This window comes from uncultured Brachyspira sp., from assembly GCF_944390845.1.
Lineage (GTDB): Bacteria > Spirochaetota > Brachyspiria > Brachyspirales > Brachyspiraceae > Brachyspira > Brachyspira pulli.
This window is the reverse complement of the sequence record NZ_CALXRM010000091.1, coordinates 1-11,709: the sequence shown is the minus strand read 5'-3', so window position 1 is coordinate 11,709 and position 11,709 is coordinate 1. Positions and strand designations below refer to the sequence as shown.

At 27.4% G+C, this 11,709-nt stretch carries 12 protein-coding genes; 9 read left to right on the top strand and 3 right to left on the bottom strand.

Annotated elements, in window-relative coordinates; translation table 11 throughout:
- Nucleotides 1-91 precede the first annotated feature (91 nt).
- Entirely contained in the window at nt 92-1,075 is a 984-nt protein-coding gene (locus Q0K52_RS13435) for a LacI family DNA-binding transcriptional regulator (protein WP_297300270.1), read from the bottom strand.
- A 642-nt stretch (nt 1,076-1,717) separates the two neighbouring features.
- Between Q0K52_RS13435 and saoT the strand changes: the two genes are divergently transcribed.
- The 9 genes from saoT to saoL all read left to right on the top strand — a co-directional run bounded on the left by saoT (nt 1,718) and on the right by saoL (nt 8,697).
- Entirely contained in the window at nt 1,718-1,981 is a 264-nt protein-coding gene (saoT, locus tag Q0K52_RS13430) for a thioredoxin-like (seleno)protein SaoT (RefSeq protein WP_297300268.1), read from the top strand.
- A 15-nt stretch (nt 1,982-1,996) separates the two neighbouring features.
- Nucleotides 1,997-3,112: an efflux transporter SaoE gene (gene saoE, locus Q0K52_RS13425; protein ID WP_297300265.1), complete on the top strand. Its 1,116-nt coding sequence runs from the start codon at nt 1,997-1,999 to the stop codon at nt 3,110-3,112.
- Entirely contained in the window at nt 3,106-3,564 is a 459-nt protein-coding gene (gene saoC, locus Q0K52_RS13420; RefSeq protein WP_297300263.1) for a Cys-Cys-COOH (seleno)protein SaoC, read from the top strand. The genes saoE and saoC overlap by 7 nt, the downstream gene beginning before the upstream one ends.
- Nucleotides 3,565-3,605: 41 nt before the next feature.
- Nucleotides 3,606-4,781, top strand: coding sequence for an ABC transporter substrate-binding subunit SaoX (gene saoX, locus Q0K52_RS13415; protein ID WP_297300261.1), 1,176 nt, complete (start codon nt 3,606-3,608; stop codon nt 4,779-4,781).
- A 533-nt stretch (nt 4,782-5,314) separates the two neighbouring features.
- A complete protein-coding gene (gene saoB / locus Q0K52_RS13410; protein WP_297300258.1) occupies nt 5,315-6,127 on the top strand; it encodes an ABC transporter substrate-binding (seleno)protein SaoB in 813 nt (270 codons plus the stop codon).
- On the top strand, nt 6,082-6,909 hold the full coding sequence (saoP, locus tag Q0K52_RS13405; RefSeq protein ID WP_297300256.1) for an ABC transporter permease subunit SaoP: 828 nt from the start codon (nt 6,082-6,084) through the stop codon (nt 6,907-6,909). Before saoB ends, saoP begins: the two co-directional genes overlap by 46 nt.
- Nucleotides 6,896-7,672, top strand: a complete 777-nt coding sequence (gene saoA, locus Q0K52_RS13400) for an ABC transporter ATP-binding protein SaoA (protein ID WP_297300255.1) — start codon at nt 6,896-6,898, stop codon at nt 7,670-7,672. The genes saoP and saoA overlap by 14 nt, the downstream gene beginning before the upstream one ends.
- Before the next feature lie 62 nt (nt 7,673-7,734).
- A complete protein-coding gene (gene saoD, locus Q0K52_RS13395) occupies nt 7,735-8,067 on the top strand; it encodes a DsrE-related protein SaoD (protein ID WP_297300252.1) in 333 nt (110 codons plus the stop codon).
- A 9-nt stretch (nt 8,068-8,076) separates the two neighbouring features.
- On the top strand, nt 8,077-8,697 hold the full coding sequence (gene saoL, locus Q0K52_RS13390) for a MerB-like organometallic lyase SaoL (protein ID WP_297300250.1): 621 nt from the start codon (nt 8,077-8,079) through the stop codon (nt 8,695-8,697).
- 64 nt (nt 8,698-8,761) lie between these two features.
- Here the strand turns inward: saoL and Q0K52_RS13385 are convergent, their stop codons facing one another.
- Together Q0K52_RS13385 and pyrB are read right to left on the bottom strand one after the other, a co-directional pair.
- Entirely contained in the window at nt 8,762-9,976 is a 1,215-nt protein-coding gene (locus tag Q0K52_RS13385) for a dihydroorotase family protein (protein WP_297300248.1), read from the bottom strand.
- 305 nt (nt 9,977-10,281) lie between these two features.
- Nucleotides 10,282-11,361, bottom strand: coding sequence for an aspartate carbamoyltransferase (gene pyrB / locus Q0K52_RS13380; RefSeq protein WP_297300246.1), 1,080 nt, complete (start codon nt 11,359-11,361; stop codon nt 10,282-10,284).
- Nucleotides 11,362-11,709 lie beyond the last annotated feature (348 nt).

Here is an 11,709-nt window from a genome sequence, read left to right as displayed (position 1 = left end):
CAAAGCCCTGCAGATATTTAAAATTTAAAAAAATTATTTTTGACAAAATATAATTGTTTAGGTATATACTAAATATTTTTTAGTAATTTAATTAGAATATTTTTTTTTCACTTCCTCTTAAGTGAAACTGTGCTGAATAATTGTACACTTGCTTAGGAGTATTGAATGTTTTTGGTTCTAATAATACTTTTGTAGCGTTAATACCTATATCAAATGCTGGGAATACAACTTCTGATATATTTTGATTTTCTGAATATAAATTAACAACTTTATCAAATGATATTATTGATACATCTTCAGGTATTGATAAATTTAATTCTTTTAAAGCTTTTAATATACCTATAGCAACAATTTGATTAGCTGCTAATATTGAATCGAATTTTATATTATCTTTTACAAGTTGTTTTATGATATCATATCCGCTGTCGCTGTTATTAAAATCCCCATAATATACTCTGTCTGTACCATTATCTAAATGATGACTTTCAATACTTTCTAAAAATCCGTCTTTTCTTTCTTTAGCATTACTTAAATTTAAACTTCCTGTAATTATTATAGGATTTTTTGCTCCGCCTTCTATCAATAAATCAGTTGCTTTTTTAGCTGCACTAAAATTATCAGATAAATTTTTTATATATATATCTTCAAAATCTAAATTTCTATCTACTAATGAAACAATGTTGGTATTTCTATTATAAGGCAATTTATCTCTTTTAGCTGAAGCTGGAACCCATATTACACCTATATCTTTATCTTCTTCTATTCTTGAGAAAATTTTTTCTTCTTCTTCTATAGATTCATTTGTAAGGTATATTTCAAAAGGTGTATTATTTTTTTGAACTGTAAATATTATACCATTGAATAAATCTAAATAAAAAGTATTACTTAAATCTGGTATTATTAATATAACTCTTTTTACATATTTTATATTGAAGCATTCATCAATGCCTTTATTTTTTAAAATATCGTTAATTTTATTTCTTGTAGATTCTTTTACAGAATTCGGATCTTTCAACATTCTAGAAATAGTAGCAGGTGAAATGCCGCTTATTCTAGATAATTCTCTTATCTTCAATTTTGTATTTCCTTAAATTATTTATATGTTTGTTTTAAAATAATTAAACATTTGAAATATATTATAATATTAGATAAAAAAAATCAATCTAAATTATATTATTAAAATAATTTATTATAAATAAAGCTATTGACTTTTTTTTGTTTTTTTTTATTAAAAAAGTTTTATTTTTGATATTTGTAACAATTTTATTGTATAATTTTATTTGTATATGGATTATACGTAATAAAATTTTATCTTGTTTGAAAAAATTAAATAAATAAAAATTATAGATGTAAAATATTATTATAACAAAATTTTAATTTCTTTAATTTTAAATAAAAAAATAAAGAATAAATAGCTAACAATATATAAAAATAATTGACTTTACTAAAATTTATGATAATATAAAGTTTATCAATTTTAGGATAATGTATATGTTTTTAATAAGCAATTTACAACAAATGTTATTCTTAAATCAGGACTCATTTCCCGAGATAATTTCTCTATAATATGCCGTGTGCATATTCGACCCTTACATCTAATTAATAATCACATAACTAATTAAAATAAAAAGTATCAATATGTATTTTTTGTTTTGAAGTTATATATTAATTTTTATCATTTGAAAAGTTTTATTAACATTTTTATAAGGAATTTTTTATGTCTAAAGTATTAGTTGAATTTATAAATACATGCCCTACTTGTGATGGGTATTCATCATATTTGAATGAGCTTCAAAAAAGTTACGGAGATAAAATAGAAGTAAAATTATATTATGCTGGAAAAGATTTTGATTATTTAGCAAAGTATGGAATGGTAGACAGAGGAACATTGATTATAAATGGAAAAGACAGATACGATGTTTTAAGTAAAAAATTAATTGAACAAGAAATTAAAAAAGCTGTAGAAGCTCAAAATTCATAATTGGAATAAAATAATATGTTGATGCATTTTTTATATGTATTCTGGGACTTTTTAGTTATAAGTTCTGAATGGATTGTTATAAGTTTAATATTATCTGGAATAATACATGCCTTTGTTCGTCCACAGGCTTTGCAAAAATCTATAGGCAATAAAAAGTTATCTTCTTTGATAAAAACAACTATATCAGGAGCTCTTTTGCCTATATGCAGCTGCGGTGTATTGCCTTTGGCTTTGAGTTTATATAGAACTGGTGCATATTTGGGGCCTACACTTTCTTTTTTGGTAGCAACTCCAATAATAAATCCTGCAGCAATAATAGTTGCATTCGCTATGTTGGGTAAAGAAATTACTATTATATATATTTTATGCGGAATATTTCTTCCTTTAATAATAGGAATGTTAGGAAATATTTTCGGCGGTAAAGAATTGATATCGCCTGAAGTTTTAAAATTACAAAGTATGAATATTAAAATTCCTGAAAATACTTATGTGGATAAAACACCATGGTATAAAAAATTATTCAATGGTATTTTATGGGGATTTAATAATCTTGGAATAGAGATAAGCAGATTTATATTATTAGGTACTTTATTTGGTGCAATATTAATAACTGTAATACCTCAGTCATTTGTTATGCAGTATTTAAGCAATCCAAAATTAGTATCAATAATAGGAATAACTGCAGTAGGCTGTATAATGTATGTATGTGCTTTGGGACATATACCATTTATAGCAGCATTGATATCGGCTGGTACTTCACCTGGTATAGCTATAACATTTTTAATTACTGGGGTTGCTACTAACATATCAGAATTAATTAGCATTTACAAGCTCATAGGTAAGAGAACCTTAATCATATATTTAATTTCTATGCTTTTTTTTGGTATCTTGATAGGTTACATTACAAATATTTTATTAACGGATAGTTTTACGCCCATCTTTGATTTATCAAATTCTAAGAAGCAGATAGAAATAGCTAATAATTTAAATATAGCTTTTCCAGATTGGTTTAGAAATATATGTGCTGTTGTTGTCTTATTTATGGGCTTGTATTCATGGTTTATGGTAATAGTAAAAAAAATACAACTATTATTAAATAAATCAAGCAAGGAAAAAGAAATTCAATGTTAAGAATATTGTATGCTATATGTATTTGTATATTTTTTATATCTTGCATTGGAAATAATATAGAAAATATAAAAGATGCTGAAGGTATAAAAAACAAAGAATTATATAGCGTTTATATTAATAAATATTCTAATAAAGAATTATTAACTTTTTTGGAAGGTGATTTCAGCGGAGATAATGAAGATGATTTGATAATAATATATAAAGAATCTGAATATTCAAATAAATTAGTTGGAATATATAAAGATTCTAATAGCGGAAAAATACTGATGACAACTCCAATACCTGCTCCTATAGAGAATTATACAATCAAATTCTACAATATAGATGAAAAAGTACCTAATGAAATTTTGGTATCAGGTAAAAAGGGTGCTAGTATAGGTTTTGCTGTTTATAGGCTTGAAAATGGAGAGCTGATCAGTTTGTTTGAAAATGGCATGGAAAAATGTTGCTAAGATAAAAAATTAATTAAAAGAATTCAATAAGGAGAATAAGAATGAAAAAAATTGTGATTATTTTTTCTATGATGTTGTTTGCTGTTTCATGCGGAGGCGGTGATAAAGTATCTAAAGGAACAGATGCTTCTTCTATTCCGGAAGACGTACAAGCTATAGTTGCTGATTATAATTTGGAAGAACTAAGCGATGCAGATAAAAAATACAAAATTAATTTAGGATATTATAACTGCGATCATATGACAGCAGCTTGTGTTGGAGAGGATACAGGAATATTTAAAGCATTGGGTTTGAATGTTACAGTTACAGGTAATGGTAATGTTCCGGAAGCTATGAGTGCAGGTCAAATGGATATGGCTTATGCAGGTTTTACAACTACTTTGAATGCTGTAAAAAATAAAGTACCTCTTTTTATAGCAGCAGAAAATCATACAGGCGGTGCTGAGTATTTCGTTGTTTCTAAAGACATAGAAAAGCCGGAAGATTTACTTAATAAAAAAATATCTATGGGAGCGAATGCAGAAACAGTAAATTTAAACTGGGCTGAATGGACAGAACAATTGAATATACCTAGAGATACAAGCTATTATGAAAATTTTTCAATGAGTGATTCAGATGCATATTTTGCATTTAAATTAGGACAATTAGATGGTTACGGTGCATGCGATCCTTGGGGTTCTATGGCAGAATATGAGAACACTGGTAAAATATTAAAAAGACAAAATACTGACAGAGAAATAGACGGACATGGAACTTGCTGTAAAGTTTGTATGAATTATAACTTTGCTAAAGCTCATCCAAAATTGGCAGAAAGAATATTACTTGCTCATGCTATGTCTATAGAATATATGTATCTTCACCCTTATAAAGCAGCAGAAATATTTGCTGAAAATTATAATGTTCCTTTGGAAGTAGGTCTTATGACTTTATGGAAAAAACTTAATGAAGAAGGAAGAACTATCACTTGGAAATTGAACAGAGATTATGTTCATAATCAAATGAAAACTATGAGAAGATTAGGCGTAAGAGATGATATTAATTCTCTTGATATAGATGATTATATTGATTTATCTTACTTTGATAACTGCGGTGCTAAAGATTTTGATGTATTTATTAAAGAAGAAGTTGATCCAATATTCCCTCTTGGTATGAGTTATGAAGATTGGAGAGCTAAAGCAGTTGAAGTTGATAATATTAAAGAAGAGCCAAAAGCTTAAAAAGATAGTATATACTGAAACAAATATACTTTGTTAAAAATAAATTTATATTTTTGTTTTTATATCTGGGGCTTTGCCCCACCGCTCTGCGGCTTACGCAACACCCCACTTTTTTTGCGACCTTAGGGAGTGCCTGCGACCATAGGAAGTCTTTAGGGCGGTACTGCCACAAAGAAGCTATATCCTAGATAAACTCGGATACGCTTCTCGAAAGGCTATATTTTAGATTAAATTAATAAATTATCTTACATGTAATATAATTTTAGTATGATTTAGTACTAATTTTTACACTTGCACTTTTTGGTTCTTTTTGCGGCGGGAAAAAGAACAACAAAAAAATTGACAAACTCTAAAATTTTTAGTATATGCTGAAAATTTTTAAGTTTATCAAATTTTTGCTGTTATTTTTTGAAACAAAACTTCTTCTATCACAAAAGAAGCAGATACATAGCCTGCTTAGAAATCTCATATATCAAAATAGAATATTAATTTTATTTTGATGTATTTATTAATGAAAGGAATAAGATGAATATATGATAAAAAGAAATAAATATATTATTATATTTACTGTTATTTTTATAATATGCTTAATCTTATTTCAAAATTATAAAAAAGCTTTAGATAAAAATAAAAAAGATAAAATAACAATAGCATGCGGAAATGATGCTTCCGGAATGCTGTTTGATTATATAATAAATAGTAAAGAGTCTAATATAGAATTTTCTAATTTAGATTATATACAGTTTTTGGATTGCTGCGGTTCTCAGGCTGAATTTGCTTTTATATCCGGTAAGGTTGATATGGCAGTTTTATGCCCAGATGCAGCTTTTCAATTGATGTCTGTAGATACAAATTATTATATAGTTGATTCTATAGTAAATGGTTCTAATATATTGGTTTATTATGATGAAAGTTATGATGATATTGAACCAAAATATATTGGATATATGAATAAAAGGTTATTGCAGGAAGCCCTTTTAAAAGAAAGATATAAGAATTCTAATTATTATCCAATGCTTGCTGCTGCTTTGCCTTATGCTTTAGAAAAGAAAACAGTTGATGCTATTTTTATTGATATTATATTGGCTTTAAAAATTAAAAATGCCAGATTTAAAAAGATAGATACAGAAAAAACTGATTATTATTTAGTTGCATCCAAAAAATTAAAAGATACAGTTATGCTTAATGATTTTATCAAAGTTTATAATGAAGCTATTGATGATATTGATAATGAAACAGTATTATCAAATGTACTTGCTGATTATTTGGATATTTCAAATTCTGAAGGAGAAATGAATATATGGAAAACAATGGGCGTCAGGTTCCACAAAATAAAAGCAGAGTAATAAATTTAGGAAATGCAGGAAATAGTATGTTTATGAAATTTTATAGTGTTTCTGTACTTCTTGCTATTATGATTATTTGGTATTTTCTTGCTAAAAAAATAGATAATAATTTATTGCTTCCGGACTTTATACTTACTTGTAAAGAGTTTTTTAAGTCTTGGGTTGATTCATATACGGTACAAAATTTACTTATAACATTAGAAAGAGTGTTCAGAGGATTTATTATAGCTTGTATTATAGGTTTGCCTTTAGGACTTATTATGGGATATTCAAAACCTATACTTTTAGCAATATCGCCAATAATAAACTCAATAAGACAGGTACCTATAATGGCTTGGATACCATTGGCTATAGTTTGGTTTGGATTAGGTGACGGCCCTACAATATTTTTGATTACTATGAGTGCAATATTTCCTTTAATAATAAATACAATAGACGGAGTTAGAGGAATAGATCCTAATTATATAAATGCTGCCAGAAGTATGGGAGCTAAAAATGTAGATATAATGCTTGATATAATTTTACCTGGTGCCTTGCCTTCATTTCTTACTGGATGCAGACTTGCTTTAGGTTTGGGCTGGATGAGTGTAATATGTGCGGAGTTTATAGCTACAAGCAAAGGATTCGGATTTATACTTGTTGAAGCTCAGCAAAGACTTGAAACTCCTAAACTTTATGCTCTTATGATAGTATCAGCTATTATAGGATTCAGTATGGATAGAATATTAATTATATTAGAAAAATTACTTACTTCTTGGAGATTTAAAAATGGCAATTCTTGAAGTTAATAATGTATGCAAGTCTTTTAAAACTTCAAAGAAGGCTCCGGAAGTTGAAGTATTAAAGGATATTAATTTTCAAATAGAGAAGGGTGATTTTGTTACATTGCTTGGCCCTTCAGGATGCGGAAAAACAACTCTTTTAACTATCATTGGAGGGTTCCAAAATCCAAGTTCCGGAGAGGTATTACTTGAAGGTCAAAGAATAGAAAAGCCTTCTTCTGACAGGGGATATGTATTTCAAAATTACGCTTTGTTTCCTTGGATGAATGTTGAGAAAAATATTCTTTATTCTTTAAAATTTTCCAGCATGACAAAAGAGGAAAAAAGAAAAAGACTAGAAGAATTACTTGAAATGTCTCATCTTAAAGGACATGAAAAGAAGTATCCTATATCACTTTCAGGAGGAATGCAGCAGAGAGTTGCAGTAGTAAGAGCATTAGCACCTAATCCAAAAATATTGCTTTTAGATGAACCTCTTGGGGCAATAGATTTACAAATGAGAGAGCATATGCAAAATGAATTATTGCAGTTAGTTAAAGAAAGCAACAGTACTATATTAATGGTTACTCATGATGTTTCGGAAGCTGTTTATATGAGTGACAGAGTTATTGTTATGAGTTTAAATAAAGGTGAAATAGTTGCTGATATAAAAATAGATTTAAAGCACCCTAGAGAAAGAGACAGTGCAGAGTATTTAGAGCATGTTAGGGAACTTACTAATAATGTTAAAAAGGCTTTTATAAATAAACCTATTGAAGCATAATAGTATTTTCTTTAATTTATAAATTTTAATAATTACAAATATTTTCGGAGGAGTTAATTAAGATGAAAGTAGCTTATATTTTCAGCAGCCAAAATTCGCATATGATTTTGGATAAGATGGTAATTCCGCAATTATTAAATGATAATCATGGAGCGGAAGTTGTAGGTATGATGTTTTTTGCAGACAATACTTTTATGCTTACTAAAGGAAGCAGTGTCGGAGACAGACTTTCAAAAGTATTGGAAAAGAAAAAAATACTTCTTATGGCATGTAATATCTGTGCTATAGAACGCGGTATAGATGATAAGCTTATTGATGGTGCTTGCATAGGCTGTTTCCCAGATTTATATAAGGCTTTGGAAGGAAGCGGTGTAGAGCAAGTTATAACTTTATAAGGAGTATTTATGTTTGACGCCAATTTTATGGATAAGTATGGTGTATCTGATAAATATCATAATTTACCTTCAGATATACAAGAGGCAAGATTAAGATTAATAAACAGAGTTATAGATACAGGCTGTACTATTAATAGTGAAGAAGCTATTAAAATATGCGGAGATGAAAAACTATATAATACTTTATTAGAAAAAGAAATTATCACTATGAGCGGTGATTCTGTGGCATTTTTATATCCTGTATCAGCTATGGAAACTAATCACAGAGTTAAACTTGCTGACGGCAGAGAATTTTGTTCTATGTGTGCTATAGATGCTTTAGGTTCTTATAGTTTATTTCATCAGGATACTGAAATTAATTCTTTATGCAGTCAAACTGGTGAAAAAATATATGTGAGAATTAAAGACAGACAAATAGCTGAGCATTACCCTAATGATATTCATGTAATTCATGTGGATTTGAATAAAAATAAGAATTGGGCAAGTACCTGCTGAAATATTATGAATTTCTTTGGTTCAAAGAATGACATGAATGAATGGCTTAAAAATCAAGATATAGATAATAATACAATATACCTTTTAGATTTGCCTACAGCTTTTAGAGTAGCTACGGCTATATTTAGATTATAAGTGGTTTCCTTAAAATTAATTATATATAAGCGATAGATACAATTAATATATCTATCGCTATTTTTTATTTATAAGATATTTCTTTTCCAATTATTTTATCAGAGAATATACCATTATTATAAACTATATTGCCTCTTACAATAGTAGTTAGAACTTTTCCTCCTCTCTTAAAACCTAAATAAGGAGACCAAGCTGCTTTTGTAATTATATCTTTTTCTTCTATTTCTGAATTGTCATTTAAATCTATTATAACAAAATCAGCATCATAATTTTCTTGTAATAAGCCTTTGTTTTTTATACCGAATATTTTTGCTGTATTTTCAGTCATTATTTTTGTTAATAATTGTAAATCTATAGTATTATCATTAACTTTTTTGAGCATTAATTCTAATGAATGTTCTACAGAAGGAATGCCGAAAGTTAATTTTTCCATTTTTTCACTTATCAAATGAGGAGCATGATCAGTTCCAATAGTGTCAATTGTACCGTCTAGTATTGCTTTCCATAAAGCTTCATTGTCTTTTTTTTCTCTTAATTCCGGTTTCATTCTAAGAAGCATTTTATTTTTATCATTTTTATTAACATCTTCAATATTTAAAAATAAATGATGAGGAGTAGCTTCTCCATATATTATCATTCCGGAATCTTTCGCTTTTTTCAATGAATTAATTTCACTTTCTAAAGATAAATGACATAAATATAATGGAGTATTTGTTTTTTTAGCTATACTAATTGCCTTATCAACCATTTTATCTTCAGCATGTACAGTAACTATTTTAGATACTTCAAATAATTTTTCTAATATTTTATCATCTTCTACAAGCATGTTTCCTGTTGAAGCATTAAAGAAAATTTTTGTTGATGCAGCATCATTAATGATATCTTTTATATCGTCACTATTGTCTGTTTTACTTCCTCCAAAATGAAAGCCATAATCAACATAAGATTTTCCAATCATCATAGATTTTTTTGAAAGTAAATTTTCTTTTGATATGGTGTTTGGTATAGTATTGGGCATATCCAAAAATGTTGTAACACCGCCTCTTGCCGCAGCTTTACTTCCAGAATTAAAACCTTCTTTATGAGTAAGTCCTGGATCTCTCATATGTACATGAGGGTCTATAATTCCAGGAATCACATAATTATAGTTTGCATCTATTATATTATCATCTTTATAGTTTAAATAATTATTATCTAAATCTATTTTTTTTATTTTTTCGTTTTCTATAATGATAGAAACTGTTTTATTATTTATAGTTTTAGCATTTTTTATAATCATATATTTTATCTTCTCTAGATATACTGAAAATTTTTAAGTTTGTCAATTGATTTACTTTATATAAATGTTATCTACTTTTTTGTCGCACAAAAAAGTAGCAAAAAACGCACATACTACAGCTTAATATTTTAAAAATATCTATCAGATATAGTGTAATACTATAATTTAGTTAGCACCTTGCCGCAGGACTTTCTTCCGTCTTAAAAGAAGTGGGGTTCTGGACGCTGTGTACTTTGTAATGGCAAAGCCCCATATATAAAAATAAAAATATAGTTGCTTATGTATATATATATTATTAATATAAATTATTTTCCTATTTCTCTGTTACAATAATAGCAGAAATCTCCGTAGCTTCTTTTCATAACTTTATTTTTTGTTTTTTCAAAGTGAGTAACACATTTACTATTTGTACAAAGCATTTCTTTATTTTCTACTATTGGGTAAGGTTTCTCTTTTCTTTTAGATGTTAATTCTATTACTCCTGAAGCAATGGCAAGCATAGCCATTCTAGTAGGTACGCCGTTTCTAGCCTGAACAAAATATTTAGCATATTTTGTATCATCTAAATCTATATTAATCTCATCTACTCTTGGAAGAGGATGCATTATTATCATATTATCTTTACATTTACCCTCTATAGTAGCTCTTGATATATTGAATGCATTTTTTACTTTTTCAAATTCTTTAATATCATCAAATCTTTCTTTCTGTATTCTTGTCATATATAAACAGTCTATATCTTTAAGTATTTCTTCGTAATTATTTAATTTTTTATATTTGATTTGAGATTTATCTAATTCTTTTAATATATAATCAGGTATTTGTATAATATCAGGAGAAACAAAATAAAACTCTCCATTAAACCTTTTTAAAGCTTTTGCTAATGAATGAACAGTTCTTCCATATTTAGTATCACCTACAAATGCTACTTTTTTATTTTCTATACTTCCAAGTTCTTCTCTCAAAGTATATAAATCTAATAATGTTTGGCTAGGGTGTTCATTAGATCCGTCCCCAGCATTTATTATAGGACAATCTGTAACTTCTTCTGCAAATCTGGCAGCTCCGTCTATATTATGACGCATAACTATAACATCAGAATAAGCAGAAACCATTATAATAGTATCTCTCAAAGACTCACCTTTCATTATAGAACTTTTATCAGGGTTGTCGAAACCTAATTCTTTACAGCCCATTTTATAAGCTGCTGAAGTAAATGATAATCTAGTTCTAGTGGAAGGCTCAAAAAATATACTTGTCATTATTTTGCCGTCCAATATTTTCATTCTTTCTTTACTATCAGTATTATCTAATCTTTTAGCAACATCCAATACCTCAATAATTTCATCTTTTGATAACTCTTTGACAGATATAAAGTTTCTCATTTTGGCTCCCTTACAAATAATTTAATATGATAATATGTTTTTTGATTTTGGGCAAAAAAAAGGAATAAAATTGTTAAAGATAACAACTTTATTCCTTATATTTTTAAAAAATTCCAAATTCGTTAAGTTAAATAAATAGATCGAATATAGTAACAAATAAAAAATTGACTTGTGCTTTAAAAAAATATTTTTCATCTTTTTACCTATTCTTTATAAATTGAATGGATTATATCATACATATAGAAAAAATCAAGTAATAATTTATCATTTATATGTTTAAGAGCCATAGATATTGCACATTTTTAGTTTAAAAAAAGAAGGTATTCCTTATAATTTAAATTGCTACAA